Origin of the sequence: Amniculibacterium aquaticum (assembly GCF_003852705.1) — a bacterium.
Taxonomy (GTDB): domain Bacteria; phylum Bacteroidota; class Bacteroidia; order Flavobacteriales; family Weeksellaceae; genus Amniculibacterium; species Amniculibacterium aquaticum.
On record NZ_REFA01000006.1, the window covers coordinates 82,945 to 101,919 of the forward strand.

An 18,975-nucleotide genomic window follows, 5' to 3' on the forward strand; every position below is an offset into this window, starting at 1 on the left:
GTTTATGATTTTAAAAGAAATAATTTCTAAAATAGAATCCATAATTCCTTTGCAACAAGCAGAAGATTTTGATAATGTCGGCTTGTTGTGTGGAAATCCGAATCGAGAAATCCAAGGAATTTTAATTTGCCACGATGCTTTGGAATCCGTTGTGGATGAAGCCATTGAAAGAAATGCCAATTTAGTGGTCTGTTTTCATCCCATTATTTTTTCGGGGTTAAAATCGTTGACCGGGAAAAATTATGTAGAAAGAGCCGTAATAAAAGCCATCGAAAATAAAATTGCAATTTATGCCATTCATACGGCATTCGATAACGATTTTTTCGGGGTCAATTATGGAATTTGTAAGGCTTTGGGTCTGGAAAATAGGCAGATTTTGGTGCCAAAAACTCAAGCATTGCAACAATTGGTTGTTCATGTTCCGCTTACGCATATCGAAGTGGTGAAAGAGGCTCTTTTTTCGGCTGGTGCCGGGCATATTGGATTTTACGATCAATGCAGTTTTTCGGTATCTGGACAAGGAACTTTCAGACCTTTGGATGGGAGCAACCCGTACAGTGGGAAAATAGGTCTCAGAGAGCAGACCGAAGAGGTTGCCCTTTCTGTAATTTTCGAATCGTACAAACAATTTTCTATTCTTCAAGCTGCAAAAACAGCACATCCTTATGAAGAAGTCGCGTATCAAATTTATGCTTTAGAAAATGAAAATCAGTACCAAGGATTGGGAATGTTTGGGGAATTGGAAGAAGCGATGGACGAGGTCGATTTTATGAATTTTTTGAAAGAAAAATTCGAATTGAAACTCATTCGTCATTCCAATTTAATAGGAAAAAAAGTAAGAACCATTGGTGTTTTGGGTGGTAGCGGAGCTAGTGGGATCAAGAAGGCATTGTCTCAAAAATGCGATGTGTACATCACTGGCGATGTCAAGTACCACGATTTCTTTTTGGCCGAAAATAAAATGCTCATTTGTGACATTGGCCATTTTGAGTCAGAACGATTTGTCTGTCAACAATTATTTGAAATTTTGTCAGAAAATTTTCCTAACTTTGCAATCTTGAAAACAAACGAGAATACCAATCCCGTAAATTATTTTTTATAAAATATGGCTAAAAAAACTTTAGAAATTTCTGTTGAAGAAAAATTAAGAGCATTATACGATCTTCAAATTATTGACTCTAGATTGGATGAAATCCGCAATACAAGAGGAGAATTGCCTATTGAAGTAGAGGATTTGGAAATCGAAATCGAAGGTCTTGAGAAAAGAACAGAGAAATTTCAAAACGAAATTAAGCAACAAGATGACGACATTAAGATGAAAAATGAAGTGATCAATCATGCTAAATCGTTAATCGAAAAATACAAATCGCAACAAGATAGCGTTAGAAATAACAAAGAATTTGAAGCCCTAGATAAAGAAATTGAATTCCAAGATCTGGAAATCCAATTGGCTGAAAAAAGAATCAAAGAAGCGGGTGCTAGAAAAGCACACAAGCTAGAATCTTTGGAAGAACTAAATACTAAAATTGAAGGACTAAGAACCCACTTAAACTTCAAGAAAACCGAATTGGACGGTTTGATTTCTGAAACTCAAAAAGAAGAAGAATTCTTGATCGAAAAGTCAAAAGAATTCAGCACACTAATTGATGAGAGATTGTTAAATTCATACAACAGAATTAGAACCAATTCTTCCAACGGTTTGGCAGTTGTAGGTCTAGAAAGAGGTGCACCTAAAGGTTCATTCTTTACTTTGCCTCCTCAAAAACAAATGGAAATTGCTCAAAGAAAGAAAATCATCATCGATGAGCACAGTGGGAAAATCCTTGTGGATGACGAATTGGTGATTGAAGAAGATCAAAAAATGATGGATATTATTAAATTCTAATTTCTATTATTTATAAATGAAAAAAAGTTCAAGTGAAAACTTGGACTTTTTTATTACTCAAAAAGGGTGGTTTTCCTGTTGTGTTTTTTGGAAATCAATCTACCTTTGTCATGAATTTTTTTCTAAAGAACATAAAAACACAAGATGAAAATGAGAAAGCCGACCCTAACAGTCGGCTTTCTTATCGTTTATGATGAATGATTTGGAATTAGTCCAACCATCCTTGTTCTTTCATCCATTCGTCGTTGTAAATTTTACCAACATAACGAGAGCCGTGATCGTGCAATAAGACAACAACAACATCGTCTTGGGTGAACTGATCTTTCATTTGTACCAATGCCGAAATGGCTGATCCTGCAGAGTATCCGCAGAAAATTCCTTCTTCTTTAGCCAGTTTTCTGGCGTAAACGGCACCGTCTTTATCGCTTACTTTCTCGAAATGATCGATGACAGACATGTCATAATTTTGCGGAATAATATCTTCACCAATACCTTCGGTAATGTAGGTGTAGGCATGATCCGGGTGGAACTCTCCCGTCTCGTGATATTCTTTCAAGATGGATCCATAAGTATCAACTCCTAAAACTTTTATATTTGGATTTTTCTCTTTAAAAAACTTACCACAACCGGTAACGGTCCCTCCTGTTCCGGCTCCGGCCAAAAAGTGAGTAAGTTTTCCTTCTGTTTGTTCCCAAATTTCTGGTGCGGTTTGCTCATAATGCGCCAATCGGTTCGAAAGATTGTCGTATTGGTTGACATACCATCCGTTTTCCGTTTCCTCGGCCAATCTTCTAGAGACAGAGTAATAAGATCTTGGGTCGTCTGGAGTAACATCGGTTGGACAAACGATAACCTCGGCACCCACTGCTCTTAGAATGTCGCATTTTTCTTTGGATTGCTTGGAGTTGGTCACAAAAATACATTTGTATCCTTTGATGATGGCGGCCAATGCCAATCCCATACCGGTATTACCACTGGTACCTTCTATGATGGTTCCGCCGGGCTTGAGGCTTCCATTTTTTTCGGCATCTTCAATCATTTTCAGAGCCATACGGTCTTTTACAGAATTTCCGGGGTTAAAGGTTTCTACCTTTGCCAATACCAAGGCTGGAAAGTCTTCGCCCAAAACTTTGTTCAGTTTAATTAATGGTGTATTTCCAATGGTTTCAAGTATGTTATTTGCGTATTTCATAATCAATAAAAATTAAAGTTTGCAAATATACTTCTTTTATCCATGATAATCGTTTTGAACGGTGTTGTAATCTGAGATATTGTGTATATTTTAGTATTTTTAGGACGCTAATTTTTTAGAAATATGAAAAAGTTGTCTCACTCGATTTTTGGACTTGCAATCGTTTGTAATTCTGTGTTTTATGCTCAAGGAAATAAAGTTGACCATTCGGATAAAATGGATTGGTTTGGAGATGCTAAATTGGGCATCTTCATCCATTGGGGGATTTATTCGGTAAACGGAATTGCCGAATCGTGGGCTTTTTTCAACAATTACATCAGTCATCCCAATTATATGAAACAATTGGGTGGTTTTACAGCAAGTAAGTATCAGCCTGAGCAATGGACGAAATTAATTAAAAATTCAGGTGCTAAATATGCTGTCATTACAACTCGACATCATGATGGAGTTTCGCTTTGGGACTCTAAAGCCGATAAAGCCATCACCACAACCCAAGATGCTGCAGCCAAAAAAGATGTTTTGAGTCCTTTTGTGAAATCCTTGAAAACAACCGGACTGAAAACCGGATTGTACTACTCGCTGCCCGATTGGAGCCATCCGAATTACGATGTAGAAACCCGATTAAGAAAACGATATGAACTCAAGGATCAGCCTGAAAAATGGAATAATTTTGTGAAATATTATCAAGATCAACTCCGTGAAATTTCGGTGCAATACCAACCGGATCTCCTTTGGTTTGATGGCGATTGGGAGCACAGTGCCGATGAATGGAAATCCAAAGAAACGGCAGATTTGTTGAAGAAATACAATCCCAACATCATCATCAACTCCAGACTTAACCATTACGGCGATTATGAAACTCCAGAGCAAGGAATCCCGGTTTTGGCGCCTCAATCCAAATATTGGGAGTTGTGCTATACCATGAACGATTCTTGGGGGTATCAACCGTATGATTTGCATTACAAAAGCCCGAACATGATCGTAAGAACCCTGGCCGATGTTGTCGCTATGGGTGGGAATTTATTAATCGATATAGGTCCAAAAGAAGACGGAACCCTACCGCAACAACAAGTGGATATTTTGAAAAACCTAGGAAGATGGACCAAGAAATACAGCCAGTCAATTTATGCAACTCAAAGAGGGATTGAACCTGAGTATTTTATAGGAAAATCGGCGTTGTCTAAAAATCGAGAAAAGTTGTTTTTGTATTTGGAAGAAAAGAAAAATAAAGTTCGATTGTACGGGATAGATTCTAAAATAATTTCCGTAACCACAGCCGATTCCGAAGAAATACCTGTACCGTTTCAGCAGGATTCTTTTGGTAATGCCGTTTTGGATGTTTCCAAAATTTCTTTTGATCAAGATGCTACCGTGTTGACGGTTAATTTTAATGAAAGCCTGAAACTAAAGCCAAATGTTGAACTGGAAAAATCAGATTTGCAAAGTGTTTTACAACAAAATAATTCTCAAGATGCGGTTTATTCTATTGCCTATAAATTAAATTCTGGTACGAATTTGTTTAAAAATTCAGGAATTTCAGTTGATGGTGATGTAAAGCATCTTTCAAAGTTTAAAAATACCAATCCTATTACTTTGGATTGGGTGTCAAAACATACAGAAGTTTTGTACGATACCGAAAAAGGAATGCCATCTGGACATTATTCTGGGTTGTCGGCGCTTTCTAAAGACAAACAAACACTGTATCTTTTTGTAGATGGCAAACCCAACGGACCCATCGCACTGAAAGGATTGAAAAACTCAATTTCCAGAATTCGTATTGTGGGAGAGGGGACCATGCTGTCGCACGATATTTACAACAAATTGTATTGGAGCCCAATTCCGGGAATTGTGTACATCGATGTTCCGGAAGACCGATTGGATAAGCAAATGACGGTTATTGCCATTTTGTTGGACAAACCTTTGGATCTGTATCGAGAAAGTCACGGCGCTTTGGAGTTCAATCTGTAATCTGAATGAAATTAAAAAACATTATTGTCCGATGAAAATATAAACAATTAATAGGTCGCTCCTATGGAGATTAACTATCTTAAATAAATATTAACTATTAACAGTTTTACTCCTATCGGAGCAGCTTTGGTCTCGGAGTGACCTACTGTTAATAGAAAAAATTAAGCAGTAAAAATAAAGCTCCAGAGGAGCGACCTGTCCTATTCTCCCATAGACATTCAGTTTTTCGAATCATTTGTATATTATTAAGATTGCAGGTTTTACTTTTTAATTGTATTTGATGGATTTCACGGGCGAAATTTTACTTATCAAATAACTCGGGATTACCAAGGCAAGTGCAGCAACCATTAATATTCCTAATGAAATAAAAATAATGTAAATGGGATTCAAATCAACAGGAACAGTACTCACATAATAGTTGTCAGGGTTCAGTCGAATCAAGCCAAAATATTTCTGACAAAGCAAGAGTCCCAAACCGATTAGATTTCCGTAGAGCAGTCCCGGAACCATGATCAATAAAGTATAATTGATGAAAATGGTACGGATCTGGCTGTTGTTGGCGCCTAAAGTTTTCAACACACCGATGGAGTTGGTTCTTTCGATAATCAAAATCAACAATACCATGATGATGTTAATGATGACCACCACCAACATCAAGGTGATGATGATGGCGATATAATTATCAAAAAGATTGATCCAGTCTTTGATCATCGGATATTTATCAGTCGCTTTTTCTGCATAATTTTTTATGCCAATTTCCTTTTCAATAACCGGGAAATCCTTGTCAATGGTGTTGATGTCTTTCACAAAAATATCCAAACCACCAATATCCTTTTTGTCCATATCCAAAATTTTACGGACATGGTTGATGTCGCCCAAGATGAATTGGTCGTCAATCATTTTTATATCGGTTTTGTAGATGCCTACAATTTCGAATTTTCTGTATATGGGCTTTTGATCGGCTTTAGAAAAGATTGCAACAATACTGTCTTTAACTTTCAGGTGCAGGTCGTTGGCAACTTTATTGGAAATGGTTATGCCGTTGTTGTACCCTTTGCCATCAATTTTTGGAGTTTCTCCCTTGAGTAAGAATTTTTTGAATCGCTGGTGGTCAAAATCCTCGGCAATGCCTTTGAAAATTATTCCTGAAAAATTATCTTTGGTTCTCAAAATACCGGTTACCGTCGCAAAAGATTGCGTGGCAGCAACATCAGGGTTGGATTTTATTTTTTGCAATTGCAAACCCTGTTGGTCCAAAACCGATGTGTTGAACGAAGCGTTGGATTGGGTAGATTTTACCGTAATGTGTCCGCTAAAATCGGCAACCCGCTCTTGGATGGCTTTTTTAGATCCCAAACCGGTAGCAATGGTGATTAGAGAAACGATGATGCCTAAAGCTACAGAAATTCGACCAATTAGGACAATCACTCTGGAGAGTGTATTTTTGTTATCTTTGGATCGTGCAATTTTTCTAGAAAAATATAATGGAAATTTCAATCGTATGAATTTAAACTTCAAAATTAAAAATTTACTTCTTATTTGCCTAATTTTTTTGAGTTTTGGCTCGGTTAAAGCTCAAATAAACAAAGACCATCCTTGTTATCTCGCCGGAGCAGATCGTCCAGAACTTTATTTGCCCATGCTTCAAAACAAGACCATTGCAGTAGTAACCAACCAAACCGGCAAGCTGAAAGACGGTACTTTTTTAGTGGATTTTTTGGTGAAAAATAACATTGATATTAAAACCATTTTTGCTCCCGAACACGGTTTTCGTGGAGATGCTGATGCTGGAGAACATGTGAAAAATGGGGTAGATGCCAAAACAGGAATCCAAATTGTTTCCTTGTACGGAAAAAATAAAAAACCAAATGCCGAGCAACTAAAAGGCTTGGATGTCATTTTATTCGATATTCAGGATGTTGGCGTTAGGTTTTATACCTACATTTCGACTTTGGCTTTGGTTATGGAAGCCGGTGCCGAGAACCGTGTAGAAGTGATGGTTTTGGACAGACCCAATCCACACGATGGATATGTTGATGGTCCCGTTCTGAAACAGAAATGGACTTCTTTTGTAGGGATGCATCCCGTTCCTGTAGTGTATGGATTGACCATTGGCGAGTACGGAAAAATGGTAAATGGCGAAAAATGGTTGAAGAATGGTGTTCAAGTGAATTATACTTTGATCCCAATGAAGGATTACCATAAAAAAATGCGTTATCCAATATCCGATAAGCCGTCTCCAAATTTACCCAACGACTTATCCATTAATTTGTATCCCAGCCTTTGTTTTTTCGAGGGTACTCAAGTTTCTGTTGGTCGTGGTACCCATTTCCCTTTTCAGGTGTATGGGTCACCGTGGACCAAGGATTTCCCTTTTCAGTTTACTCCCAAACCCAATGCCGGCGCAAAAGACCCTTTCTTGAATGGGAAACTTTGTTATGGCGAAGATCTTAGAGGTACTACAGAGCTTAGATCTTTGGATTTGCAATGGTTGATCAAAGCGTACAGGGATTATAAAAATCCGGCGCAAGATTTCTTTCTAAAGAATTTGTTTTTTGATACTTTGGCAGGAAGTGATGAGTTGAGGAAGCAAATTATATCGGGTAAATCGGCTCTTGAAATAAAAGAATCTTGGCAAAAAGACTTGAACGATTTTGAGAAAATAAGATCCAAATACATTATCTATCAAGACTAGACGATGAAAGATAGTAAAAAACCCAAGCCATAAGCTTGGGTTTCTTTATTGATAACAAATAGATTACGAATTATTTTACTTGATCTACAACAGCTTTGAAAGCTTCAGGGTGGTTCATTGCAAGGTCTGCAAGAACTTTTCTGTTCAATTCGATGTTGTTTTTCTTAAGAGCTCCCATGAACTGAGAGTAAGACATTCCGTGCTCTCTAGCACCAGCGTTGATACGCGTGATCCAAAGAGATCTGAAGTTTCTTTTCTTCTCTTTTCTTCCGCGGTAAGCATATTGCATAGCTTTTTCAACCGCGTTTTTAGCTACAGTCCAAACATTTTTTCTTCTACCGAAAAAACCTTTAGCCTGCTTCATTACTTTTTTTCTGCGTGCTCTAGAAGCAACGGCATTTACTGATCTTGGCATAATTTGTTGTTGTTTTTTGGAATTGAGCGGTAATTATTTTATCACTCTTTGGTGCTCTAATCCCGGGTTAAACTTTTTAATTGAATTGTTTGATGAATTCTTATAAACCGATATGGATTTATAAAAACTACTTAATCGCTAATTGACGCTTAACGCTTTTCTCGTCCACAGTAGCAACATAAGAAGTTTGCGTAAGATTTCTCTTTTGCTTAGTTTCTTTCTTTGTCAAGATGTGGCTTTTATAAGCATTTTTTCTTTTGATCTTTCCGGTTCCGGTAAGAGCAAAACGCTTCTTAGCTCCTGATTTAGTTTTTAATTTTGGCATTGTCTTGCTTTTTTTGTTTTTGTTATCAATGAGTTTGCAAAAGTACAATTTTTTATTGATTGTTAATAATTTGTGTTCAACAAAAATTTATTAAAATCGAATATGTTCACTTGTTAAACCAAACTTTCAGTTTTTATTCCATTTAAAACCATAAAAAAAGCCATACAAAAGTACGGCTCACGATATATTAATTTTAGTTCAAGTTATTCTTGGTCAGCAGGTCTTGCGCTACTTTTATAAACTTGAAAGTTGAAAACAAAAGAACGGTTTCTCCAGTTTACATTTTGATACGGGTAATGGTTGTCTCTGGCAAATGCAGACCTAGAAGGAACAATGATGACGCCTTGTAGGTTGTAGTTGTCACTATCCGGAATGTTGTACGCCAAAAATTTTCGTATCCCCTCTTGGAAACCTTCCATTTCGTAGTACGATCTGCTTTTACCGGAAGCGGTCATGGTTGCATTTTTCACATAATAATACATTGGGTCTATCTGTGGTACACCATTTCCTTGTATGGTATTTACAAATGCTGCTGGAGATGAATATTTAATAACTCCATCAACGCTCATGGCTACATATCCAAGTCCTTTGTTCATGATTCTGATAACATCGGTATTGCCAATGCTTGTACCGGGATTGGGTTGTGCATTGTTTCTCACGATGTAGATAACTCCAGAGCCGGGAAGGGTTTGTGGGTTCATGTTTGCCAAAGAAGTATTGCTGTCGTCAGAGGTGTCGTTGGCATCAAATGCTTTGATGTTGCCTTGTGCATCCAAGTAGTTTTCCGTCATGAATTTTTTAGCAGCCTCGTCATCGTAATAGTTTTGAGTAGCAATGTCTTCAGGCTCTTTGTAAGTTTCTACGGTTTCGTCTTTTCTGCAAGAACTAAGAGCAACCGAAAACATGATGCTATATAGAAATAATTTTTTCATTTTTGTTGAGTTGTAAATATTTGCTTTTAATTTTATAATTGGACAAAAGTATAAAAAAATATGAGAATTGATAAATTTTTGTGGAGCGTAAGGCTATATAAAACCCGAACGGTAGCTGCTGAAGAAATAAAAAAGAATAGAGTGTCTATTGGTGAGCATGTTGTAAAGGCATCAAGAGAGGTGAAGCCAGGGGAAATTATAAAAATTCGGAAAAATCAAATCGATTATACGATTAAAGTTTTGGATATTCCTAAAAGTAGAGTAGGAGCCAAATTGGTACCGGACTATATCGTTGATAAAACGGAGAAAGAACAATACGAGATGCTTCAGCTGAGAAGAATGGAGCAAAATTACTATCGTGCAAAAGGAGAAGGAAGGCCAACTAAAAAAGACAGAAGGGATATTGAAGAATATGTTTCTGCGGATCACTCAACAGATTCCGAAGAAGAGAAAGAGACCAATTGGGACAGTTTCTTCTCTTCCTTGGAAGATGATGTAGAGGATTAGTCCATTTTAGAAAGTATTTCATCTACGATAGCCGTAGCTTCTTTAGCATTGGTGTTTATGGTAAACTGTGCTTTGGTATAATACGGATTTCTCTCGAAGAGATGCTTTGCAACAAACTCGGGTAAATCAAGATCATTAATATTAGCAATTAATGGTCTTTTTTCTTTTTGTTTCAAAAGTCGTTCGACCAGTTGGCCTACGGAAGTTTGTAAAAAGAATGATGTAGAATTGTGATTGATGATCTCCATGTTGTTAAAATAAGCAGGAGTACCACCACCCAAACTCAAGACAAGATCTTTTCCACTGGCTAAGATCTCTTCCAATGCCTGTCTTTCCAGCTTTCTAAAGTACAATTCACCCTTGTTCTGAAAGATTTCAGCAATACTGCATTTGTTTTTTGTAGAAATGAATTTATCAAGGTCAATTAATTCAAAATTTTTCTTTTCGGATAAGAGTTTGGATATGTGTGTCTTACCGCTTCCCATGTAGCCTAGTAGAGAAATAATCATGATTTTTTTTTGACAAATTTCACAAAAAATTTTGAGATATAAAAAAAAGCTGTATCTTTGCACCACTTTAAAACAGGAACTAATCCTGATGACAAAGTGGCCGACCTGGTAGCTCAGCTGGTAGAGCAATACACTTTTAATGTATGGGTCCTGGGTTCGAATCCCAGCCAGGTCACTTACTATTTGCGAAAGCAAATGCCTGTGTGGTGAAATTGGTAGACACGCCATCTTGAGGGGGTGGTTTCCTAAGGATGTGCTGGTTCGAGTCCAGTCGCAGGCACACAGACAAAAATATTTTGAATTGCAAAATTCAAAGACCTGGTAGCTCAGCTGGTAGAGCAATACACTTTTAATGTATGGGTCCTGGGTTCGAATCCCAGCCAGGTCACTAATTTGCTGAAAAGTAAATTTTTTTCATATTAATATTTTGTGATTTGGTGTTGAAATCCCGCTCTTACGAGCGGGATTTCATTTTATATCCTAGCGAATCGTTATTCTAGTGTTTCCTTCTATGGAGTTTGTACTATACGATACAATCGTTTTTCCTTTACACAACAGTTTGTTCCAATAATGGCTGCCGGCAAATCGACTTTCTATCACCAAAGCGTCCAGCCCTTCTTCAGAAACCTGAATCTCTTCCGGAAAATAAAATTTCTTTTCAAGTCCAAACTCCACTCTCTCATCTTCGGTCCAAACATTTACTTCGCCCATCAATCGAGCTACATATTCACTTTTAGGGTTCTGGTACATGTTTTTTGGATTGTCATTTTGTATCAGTTTTCCATCTTTTATAACCGTAATCTGATCCAACCACGGCATGATTTCTTGGATTTCGTGTGTTGAAATTAGCAACGATATGTTCTCTTTTTTAACATAGTTAAAAAGTTTTTCCCTCAGAATAATTTTTCTAGAATAATCCAAGTTACTGAACGGCTCGTCCAAAAGCAATAGTTTGGGTTTTACAGAAAGCGCTCTGGCTATCGCAACCCTTTGTTGTTGTCCACCGCTCAGGTTTTTTGGAAATTCATCAGCATAATCCTCTAGACCTACTATGGTAAGCAATTCCAAGACTTTTTCTCGTTTTAGCGCAAGGTTGATGTTCGAAATAAATTTACCAACATTGTCGTAAACCGTGGAATAAGGCATCAAATCATAGTTCTGAGCTACAAATTTCATTTCTTTTTCACCGGGAACTAAGTTTTTCTTAGGTCCATATAACTTTTGATCTTCCAAGAAAATCTCACCGTTTTCCCAATCGTATAAGCCGTAAATTAGGCTCAATAAGGTCGATTTTCCACAGCCGCTTTCTCCAGCCAAGGCAATGATTTTTCCGGATTCTATTTCGTAATTAAAATTTTCGAACAAAGGTTTGTTCGGAGTATATGAAAAGTAAAGTTGATTGATTTTTAATAACATACCACAAAAATAAGATAAAATTTAGCAGAATTAAGGAAATATTGCTTAGTTTCGCTAAAATAATAAAATCAAAAAGATGAACAAAAAGTTAATGAACCCGGTTTTGGCAATTGTGCTGTGTGCAGCTGTTTTTACTTCATGTAAAAACGATAAGCCATTGACCAGCGAAACCCAAGAAGTAACCACAACCCAACACGGAGATACTTATCTTGTGGATGTGGTTGAAAGTAAAATTGAATGGAAAGGGTATAAGGTTTTTAAATCTGAAAATACCAGCCATTTCGGAACCATTAAATTCCAAAGTGGAGAGTTGACCGTAAAAGACAATAAGCTAGAAAGCGGAAAATTTGTTGCCGATGTTACCAGTCTAGAAAATGTGGATCTTAAAGATGATGCCGAGCAAAAAGCAAAACTAGAAGGACACCTGAAGAGCGGCGATTTTTTTGAAGTAGAAAAGTATCCAACAGCCACTTACGAAATTACAAAGGTTAGCGATGCAACAGGAAATGCAGATTACAACACGGTATTGGAAGGCAATCTGACCATGAAAGGCATAACCAAACCGATCAAATTTAATGCGAATGTATCCGTTGCAGACGGTGTGGTAACGGTAGCTACGGAGCCAACCGACATAAAAAGAGAAGATTTCGGGGTAAAATTCCAAATCCCAGTAGCCAACGGAATGATTAAAAACGATGTCAATGTACAAGTTTTAATCAAAGCCAAAACAAAATAAATTTTGGTACAATAAAATAAAATGATCTGTTTTGTCCACGGACAAAACAGATTTTTTTTTCAATACGACAATAGATTGTAAAATTCATGGAAAAGCGTCGTATTTTTTTGTAATTTTGCCATCCTATGAGTTTAGCTATGTTAGATAAGATTGATGCGCATTTGTTGGAGGTACACAACTTCAACAGTACCAACAAAGAAGAGATTGAACAATTCAGAATTCGTTTTTCTGGAAAAAAAGGAATATTAAATGATTTTTTTGATCATTTCAAATCCGTTCCTAACGAACAGAAAAAAGAATTCGGACAAAAAATCAATACCCTAAAGCAAGCTGTAGCAACCAAGTTGGACGAACTGAAAGAAGCCAGCCAATCCAACATCATCTTAGAAAAAGAAGACCTTACCAAGCCGGGATTTCCGTTGGAGTTGGGGTCTAGACATCCCATCAACTTGGTGAAAAACCGAATTATAGAGATTTTTAAATCCATAGGATTTTCCGTAGCCGATGGCCCGGAAATAGAAGACGATTGGCACAATTTCTCAGCACTCAACATGCCCGATTATCACCCTGCAAGAGACATGCAGGACACATTTTTCATCGAGCAAAATCCGGATATTTTACTTAGGACACACACCTCTTCGGTACAGATCCGTCACATGAAGGACAACCAACCGCCCATTCGTACACTTTCCCCAGGAAGGGTGTTTCGTAACGAAGCCGTTTCGTCCCGATCGCATTGTATATTCCACCAAATCGAAGGTTTGTACATCGACGAAAATGTAAGTTTTGCAGATCTCAAACAGACCATACAATTTTTCACCACCGAACTTTTTGGGAAATCCAAAATCCGTATGCGTCCCTCGTATTTCCCATTTACAGAACCCAGCGCCGAAGTCGATGTCTATTGGGGTCTGAACTCGGAAACCGATTATAGAATCACCAAAGGAACCGGTTGGTTAGAAATTATGGGTTGCGGAATGGTCGATCCTGCCGTATTGAAAAATGTGGATATCGATGCCGATAAATACTCAGGTTACGCCTTCGGAATGGGGATAGAAAGAATCGTGATGTTGCTGTACCAAATGAGCGACATCCGTATGTTCTTCGAAAACGATAAAAGGATGTTACAACAATTCGGTGCTTTATAATTTTTTAGGAGCATCACAATTTCGTTTTTTTAGAAATGCAGTACCGGCTGTCCGCTGTATCTTTTGTGCCTGGGCTTGTCCCATCGCTTACAAAAGGATGCCGCTCCCATCCGGGCTACAACAAAAGGAAAAGATTTTTCTCAAAAAAAAAAAGAAGCTGCTCAATTTGGGCAGCTTCATTTTTATTTTCTAAAATTTAACGGGTATTTTACATTTTCGTAACCGCTGATGTCGGCTTTCAGAGAACCAACAGCAAGTTCAGCTTTTATGGATACCGGGATGTGGTTGCCGTCGTTGGTTACCCAAAGGGTTACCCCTTCCTTAGCTTTAAAAACCCGTCCACTCATCACCGAGGGTATAATTTTTAGACAGTTAATCTTTCCAAATTTGGTTTTCACATCTTCAGTGCCTACCACTCTTAGTTGGAATGGGAAAAGTTCGTCATCAATCCAAACATTCAGGTTAAAGTGTTTTCCAACTTTTATCTCGCCGGCATCAAAACTTCTCAGGTAATAAAAAGCCGAAAGCATGTCTTGCACTCCTTTTACAGACTTCAATATTTTTGCCGGCGTGTTTGGTTTTTCTTTATCTTTTAAAGAAAGCAAAAGACTGTCGTGGTTGAAGCTGGTTTCCAAATGTTGGGTATAGTTGCCTTCTTTCACATTTCGGATGTAGTAACTTGGCAAACCGGTGTTGTAGTCCATAAAACTTTCGTAGATGTCGTTTACCGGGAAAAAAGTTTTTACCAAACCGGTACTAACTCCGACCCCTTTTACATGGAAATGGGGTGCGCCGCGAAAGGTGGTTTTTTGTGTCGTTAGAGTCGCAGTTCCCGCATTTAAGATGCCGTAATGGATGCGGTATTTCAGGACTTCACCGGATTGTATGTTGTCTAATTTTTGGGAGAATAATAGTCCAAAAATCATAAGAGTAATAATGCTAAAAATCTTTTTCATAAATGCAAAATTAACAAAAATGTTGCCAATGTATTTTTTTTATGGCGATGATGTTGATGCCGGAGTGGTCAGTACTTATTTTATAAATGTCTTTTAAGCTGATAAAACTACTATTTTGTCTTTTAAAATTCATAATTTTGCATGTCAAATTTTTTAGATAAAAAAGAAAAGAAATACTATGAAATATCAAAGAAGTTCGGCTTTGTTTGATGAAGCTCAAAACTATATTCCAGGTGGTGTCAACTCTCCGGTTCGTGCTTTCAAATCGGTTGGTGGTGTGCCGTTGTTTATGAAATCGGCAGAAGGTGCTTACCTTACCGATGAAGACGATAATACCTATGTCGATTACATCAATTCTTGGGGACCGGCAATTTTGGGACATACCCATCCAGAGGTTTTAGAAGCCATCAAAAAACAAGCTGAGAAAGGTTTTTCATACGGGACTCCAACAGAATTGGAAACGGAAATTGCCAAATTCATCATTGGAAATGTACCGAATATCGACCAAATCCGAATGGTGTCTTCAGGTACAGAAGCGTGTATGAGTGCCGTTCGTTTGGCTAGAGGTTTTACAGGACGAAATAAAATTATAAAATTCGAGGGTTGCTACCACGGACATTCGGATTCTTTCTTGATAAAGGCAGGTAGTGGAGCTGCAACTTTTGGCAATCCCAATTCGCCGGGCGTTACTCCAGGTACCGCTCAGGATACTTTATTAGCAAGATATAACGATTGGGAGCAGGTTCAGGATTTATTCATAAATAATTCCGGTGAGATAGCAGCCATCATCATAGAGCCCATCGCAGGAAATATGGGTTGTGTACTTCCGGAAAATAATTTCTTGCAAAACCTAAGAAAAATATGTGACGAGAACCAAAGCCTTCTGATTTTTGACGAAGTAATGACGGGCTTCCGTTTGGCTTTTGGTGGGGCACAAGAGGCCTTGGGTGTGAAAGCCGATATCGTAACCTACGGAAAAGTTATTGGAGGTGGACTTCCGGTGGGTGCATTTGCTGCTAGAAACGAAATTATGGATCACCTGGCTCCTAAAGGTGCCGTGTACCAAGCCGGAACACTGAGCGGTAATCCTTTGGCAATGAGAGCCGGACTGACCACGCTGCAGCTTATTAAAAATGATGAAAATTTTTATAATAAATTAGAGAAAACAACGGAAACTTTGGATTTTGAGATTGGAAAAATTTTGAATGAAAAAGGCATTGGACACCGCATCAACAGAAAAGGATCCATGATGTCGGTTTTCTTTCATACCAACAAAGTCTCTAATTTTGATGAAGCCATGCAAGCCAATCATCCGCTTTTTAATAATTTTTTCCACCAATTGCTTTCTCAGGGGATTTATCTACCACCAAGTGGCTACGAAACTTGGTTTATTTCGCATGCCATTAACGATGTCGAAATCGAAAAAACATTGGATGCCATCCGAAAATTCCAATATTCTTAATACAAATTTAACACAAGGCTTTCTTTTTAGGAAGCCTTCTTTAATTTTAAATGAACAAAAACCTTCCAATGTTAAAAATACATGAACAATAAAACAAAGCACAATACCGAAATATATTTTCATTATTTTTGAAAAGTCAATTGAGGGGTTCATTCATGTTTTTTCGGATAAAAGGAAATTAACATTGATGAAACTTTTGATTTTAATAAACTGTAAACTAAGACCGACTGTAGATGAACAGAAAAAAAATTCTTATGGTAGATGACGAACAAGATATCCTAGAAATACTTTCCTATAATCTAGAAAAAGAAGGATACGAAGTCCATACCGCACAAAACGGTATTGAAGGTATTGAAAAAGCTAAGGAAGTGTTGCCGGATTTGATCTTATTGGATGTCATGATGCCCGGAAAAGACGGAATAGAAACTTGTGAAGAACTCCGACAAATAAAAGAATTGCAAAAAACTTTAATTGTTTTTCTTTCTGCTCGATCAGAAGAGTTCTCTCAATTAGCAGGTTATAACGCCGGAGCCAATGATTATATCGTGAAAATCATTAAACCAAAAGTTTTGATTTCTAAGGTGAATGCCTTGTTAAAACTGACCTCTCAGGTTGCTGAAGCTACTAAAAATATAAAAATTGGCAAACTTTTAATCGATAAAGACAATTTCAAGGTAACCCAAGACGGACAAAATTTTGTACTGCCCAAAAAAGAATTTGATTTGCTGTATCTCTTGGCAAGCAATACAGAAAAAGTCTTTACACGAGACGAAATTTTGGATAAAGTTTGGGGAAACGAAGTGGTGGTTGGCGAAAGAACCATTGATGTACATGTAAGAAGATTGAGAGAAAAATTGGGTATGGAATCCATACAAACCCTGAAAGGTATTGGTTACAAATTGGTGTTGGTTCAAAACAAATAATCAATGAAATTCAAGTTTCACAGACTTACTTTTCTAGCCTCGGTCTTGCTCACCACCATCATGCTGTTGGTGGCTTTGGTTTTTGACCTTACCAAAGACCGGCTTCAAGAAACAGGAGTTGCGATGTACACTTCATTATTTCTAAGCTTTATGATGATGATGGCTGCCAACTATTTGGTCTTAGAACTCTTGTTTAATTTCTATGGAAAAAGACAGATAAAAAGAATTTCCACCATTCTGCCGGATGAAATAATCAATCAAGAAGAAGAGATGAATCTGAGAACGCTTGGTGAAAAAGTATCTGAATACAGCCAGAAAAATGCCGATGAAATCGATACCATGAAATCCATGGAGAATTATAGAAAAGAATACATGGGGAATATTTCTCACGAACTGAAAACCCCACTTTTCTCCATTCAAGGATATTTGGAAACCCTAATGGATGGAGGGGTCGAAAACATCAATATCCGGGACAAATACCTAGAACGAATCAATACCCTAACGGAACGATTATTGGCCATAGTAGTTGATTTGGACATGATCAATAAATTTGAAACCGGAGAAATAGAACTCAATATCTCTAGTTTTGATCTAATCTCCATGATTCAAGAAATTTTTGATCTTTTGGATTGGGAAGCATCAAAGACCCAAGCAAAGTTTAATCTAATTGCACCACAACAAGTTATGGTAAAAGCCGATAAACAGAAAATCTTTCAGGTACTGATCAACTTAATTTCCAATGCCGTATATTATTCTAACCGAGAAAATGCAACCATCACGGCAATCGTAGAACTTCAAGGTACTAAAGTGAATATTGGTATAGAAGATAACGGGATGGGAATAAAACCCGAATTGTTATCCAGGATTTTCGAACGATTCTATCGTGTGGAGAGCAGCAGGAGTAGGAGAGAAGGCGGTTCTGGATTGGGCCTGGCTATTGTGAAACATATTTTAGATGCACATCACGAGAATATTTCAGTAAAAAGCATCTATCTGGAAGGTACAGTTTTTACATTTTCATTACCACGGTCTTTAGACTCTAAAATTCCTAATTCTTATCCGTAATAATTCAAAATAAAAGATTGGTTTTTTGAAGAAATTATAACGATTTATAATTTTCTTTGGCTAAAGATAAATTTTTCGTACCAACCGTTAACAGAGTTTAAAATCCTTTGAAATAGAGCGAAATGTAAACATTTTTTTTTGAAAAAAACAGGGATAAATACTTTTTTGTCCACTCTCAATTGTTTTATATTTGTAGCCGAAAAACTAAAGTAAAACAAATTATATTACAAGAGAATGGTTTATAAAATAAGGGTAATTTTAGACGCCAAAGATGACATCTTCAGAGACATCGAAATTAAAGAAAAACAGACACTTTGGAACTTGCATTTGGGTATTAAATCTGCTTTTAGCCTGCAAGGAGAAGAGTTGTCAGCATTTAATTTAATCGAAAATGACGGTACCATAACCAAAACGGTTCCTTTGGAAGACATGAGCGATGAAGGTGATGCGGAAATTATGTCGGATGTATATCTGTCCGAAGCTTTTGAAAAAGTTGGTGATAAGGCTCAGTTTCAGTATGGATTTATCGACCTTTGGGAATTTTTCTGTGAGTTGATCGAGGTAATCGATGAAAAACCAGCAGTGAACTATCCCATTACGGTATTTAGATTCGGAAATGTACCGATGAAAGCTCCAGGGAAATCCGGTGCCACATCCAAATCAAAAAAATCAGCAATGCCATTGATGGACGATGATTTTGGATTTGATGATTTTGAAAATTCTAATTTTTCAGATGAAGATGACGACAGCTTTGATGATGATGAAGAAAACGATGGCTATGGCGATGATTTCTATGAAGATGATGATAACGATTAAGAAATCGAAATAACAATAATGAAAT

General features: G+C 37.3%; 19 protein-coding genes and 3 tRNA genes. 14 read left to right on the top strand and 8 right to left on the bottom strand.

Translation table 11 applies throughout. The features are described from left to right. Positions 1-4: 4 nt before the first annotated feature. Together EIY84_RS04115 and EIY84_RS04120 are read left to right on the top strand one after the other, a co-directional pair. On the top strand, positions 5-1,102 hold the full coding sequence (locus EIY84_RS04115; protein ID WP_124640647.1) for a Nif3-like dinuclear metal center hexameric protein: 1,098 nt from the start codon (positions 5-7) through the stop codon (positions 1,100-1,102). 3 nt (positions 1,103-1,105) lie between these two features. Further along, positions 1,106-1,885: a zinc ribbon domain-containing protein gene (locus tag EIY84_RS04120; protein WP_124640648.1), complete on the top strand. Its 780-nt coding sequence runs from the start codon at positions 1,106-1,108 to the stop codon at positions 1,883-1,885. A 208-nt stretch (positions 1,886-2,093) separates the two neighbouring features. Here EIY84_RS04120 and EIY84_RS04125 read toward each other — a convergent pair whose 3' ends face one another. Then, positions 2,094-3,077, bottom strand: coding sequence for a PLP-dependent cysteine synthase family protein (locus EIY84_RS04125; RefSeq protein WP_124640649.1), 984 nt, complete (start codon positions 3,075-3,077; stop codon positions 2,094-2,096). Positions 3,078-3,200: 123 nt separating this feature from the next. On the opposite strand from EIY84_RS04125, the gene EIY84_RS04130 reads away from it, so the two are divergent. Further along, a complete protein-coding gene (locus EIY84_RS04130; protein WP_124640650.1) occupies positions 3,201-5,045 on the top strand; it encodes an alpha-L-fucosidase in 1,845 nt (614 codons plus the stop codon). Positions 5,046-5,312: 267 nt separating this feature from the next. On the opposite strand, the gene EIY84_RS04135 is transcribed toward EIY84_RS04130, so the two are convergent. Beyond that, the gene (locus EIY84_RS04135; RefSeq protein ID WP_124640651.1) at positions 5,313-6,542 is read right to left on the bottom strand and encodes an ABC transporter permease; all 1,230 of its coding nucleotides are present in this window, start codon (positions 6,540-6,542) and stop codon (positions 5,313-5,315) included. Positions 6,543-6,546: 4 nt separating this feature from the next. Here EIY84_RS04135 and EIY84_RS04140 point away from each other — a divergent pair, with 4 nt between their 5' ends. Then, positions 6,547-7,740: an exo-beta-N-acetylmuramidase NamZ family protein gene (locus EIY84_RS04140; protein ID WP_124640652.1), complete on the top strand. Its 1,194-nt coding sequence runs from the start codon at positions 6,547-6,549 to the stop codon at positions 7,738-7,740. Between the two features lie 70 nt (positions 7,741-7,810). Here the strand turns inward: EIY84_RS04140 and rplT are convergent, their stop codons facing one another. The 3 genes from rplT to EIY84_RS04155 form a co-directional block, all read right to left on the bottom strand. Further along, positions 7,811-8,155: a 50S ribosomal protein L20 gene (gene rplT / locus EIY84_RS04145; protein ID WP_124640653.1), complete on the bottom strand. Its 345-nt coding sequence runs from the start codon at positions 8,153-8,155 to the stop codon at positions 7,811-7,813. A gap of 127 nt (positions 8,156-8,282) precedes the next feature. After that, positions 8,283-8,480, bottom strand: coding sequence for a 50S ribosomal protein L35 (gene rpmI, locus EIY84_RS04150; RefSeq protein ID WP_114304469.1), 198 nt, complete (start codon positions 8,478-8,480; stop codon positions 8,283-8,285). A gap of 203 nt (positions 8,481-8,683) precedes the next feature. Beyond that, positions 8,684-9,412, bottom strand: a complete 729-nt coding sequence (locus tag EIY84_RS04155; RefSeq protein ID WP_124640654.1) for a hypothetical protein — start codon at positions 9,410-9,412, stop codon at positions 8,684-8,686. A 60-nt stretch (positions 9,413-9,472) separates the two neighbouring features. Between EIY84_RS04155 and EIY84_RS04160 the strand changes: the two genes are divergently transcribed. Then, positions 9,473-9,919 (top strand): RNA-binding S4 domain-containing protein, encoded by a 447-nt coding sequence (locus tag EIY84_RS04160; RefSeq protein WP_124640655.1) that lies wholly within the window; start codon positions 9,473-9,475, stop codon positions 9,917-9,919. On the opposite strand, the gene EIY84_RS04165 is transcribed toward EIY84_RS04160, so the two are convergent. Continuing rightward, positions 9,916-10,428, bottom strand: coding sequence for a shikimate kinase (locus EIY84_RS04165; RefSeq protein WP_124640656.1), 513 nt, complete (start codon positions 10,426-10,428; stop codon positions 9,916-9,918). The genes EIY84_RS04160 and EIY84_RS04165 overlap by 4 nt on opposite strands. 102 nt (positions 10,429-10,530) lie before the next feature. Between EIY84_RS04165 and EIY84_RS04170 the strand changes: the two genes are divergently transcribed. The 3 genes from EIY84_RS04170 (at position 10,531) to EIY84_RS04180 (ending at position 10,816) form a co-directional block, all read left to right on the top strand. Then, positions 10,531-10,603: transfer RNA gene (locus EIY84_RS04170), tRNA-Lys, on the top strand. A 22-nt stretch (positions 10,604-10,625) separates the two neighbouring features. Next, positions 10,626-10,708: transfer RNA gene (locus EIY84_RS04175), tRNA-Leu, on the top strand. 35 nt (positions 10,709-10,743) lie between these two features. Continuing rightward, a tRNA-Lys gene (locus tag EIY84_RS04180) sits at positions 10,744-10,816 on the top strand. 92 nt (positions 10,817-10,908) lie between these two features. Here the strand turns inward: EIY84_RS04180 and EIY84_RS04185 are convergent. After that, on the bottom strand, positions 10,909-11,844 hold the full coding sequence (locus EIY84_RS04185) for a sulfate/molybdate ABC transporter ATP-binding protein (RefSeq protein ID WP_124640657.1): 936 nt from the start codon (positions 11,842-11,844) through the stop codon (positions 10,909-10,911). Between the two features lie 76 nt (positions 11,845-11,920). Between EIY84_RS04185 and EIY84_RS04190 the strand changes: the two genes are divergently transcribed. Both EIY84_RS04190 and pheS read left to right on the top strand, forming a co-directional pair. Continuing rightward, positions 11,921-12,580 (top strand): YceI family protein, encoded by a 660-nt coding sequence (locus EIY84_RS04190; protein WP_124640658.1) that lies wholly within the window; start codon positions 11,921-11,923, stop codon positions 12,578-12,580. 137 nt (positions 12,581-12,717) lie between these two features. Continuing rightward, a complete protein-coding gene (gene pheS / locus EIY84_RS04195; protein WP_124640678.1) occupies positions 12,718-13,728 on the top strand; it encodes a phenylalanine--tRNA ligase subunit alpha in 1,011 nt (336 codons plus the stop codon). 182 nt (positions 13,729-13,910) lie between these two features. On the opposite strand, the gene EIY84_RS04200 is transcribed toward pheS, so the two are convergent. Continuing rightward, the gene (locus EIY84_RS04200) at positions 13,911-14,684 is read right to left on the bottom strand and encodes a DUF3108 domain-containing protein (protein WP_124640659.1); all 774 of its coding nucleotides are present in this window, start codon (positions 14,682-14,684) and stop codon (positions 13,911-13,913) included. A 178-nt stretch (positions 14,685-14,862) separates the two neighbouring features. Here EIY84_RS04200 and hemL point away from each other — a divergent pair, with 178 nt between their 5' ends. The 4 genes from hemL to EIY84_RS04220 all read left to right on the top strand — a co-directional run bounded on the left by hemL (position 14,863) and on the right by EIY84_RS04220 (position 18,950). Then, positions 14,863-16,146, top strand: coding sequence for a glutamate-1-semialdehyde 2,1-aminomutase (gene hemL / locus EIY84_RS04205; RefSeq protein WP_124640660.1), 1,284 nt, complete (start codon positions 14,863-14,865; stop codon positions 16,144-16,146). Positions 16,147-16,379: 233 nt separating this feature from the next. Next, positions 16,380-17,069, top strand: a complete 690-nt coding sequence (locus EIY84_RS04210; RefSeq protein WP_124640661.1) for a response regulator transcription factor — start codon at positions 16,380-16,382, stop codon at positions 17,067-17,069. A gap of 3 nt (positions 17,070-17,072) precedes the next feature. Beyond that, positions 17,073-18,134 carry a sensor histidine kinase gene (locus EIY84_RS04215; RefSeq protein ID WP_124640662.1) on the top strand — a complete coding sequence of 354 codons (1,062 nt, stop codon included), beginning with the start codon at positions 17,073-17,075 and terminating at the stop codon, positions 18,132-18,134. Positions 18,135-18,368: 234 nt separating this feature from the next. Continuing rightward, positions 18,369-18,950 (top strand): IS1096 element passenger TnpR family protein, encoded by a 582-nt coding sequence (locus EIY84_RS04220; RefSeq protein ID WP_124640663.1) that lies wholly within the window; start codon positions 18,369-18,371, stop codon positions 18,948-18,950. Positions 18,951-18,975 lie beyond the last annotated feature (25 nt).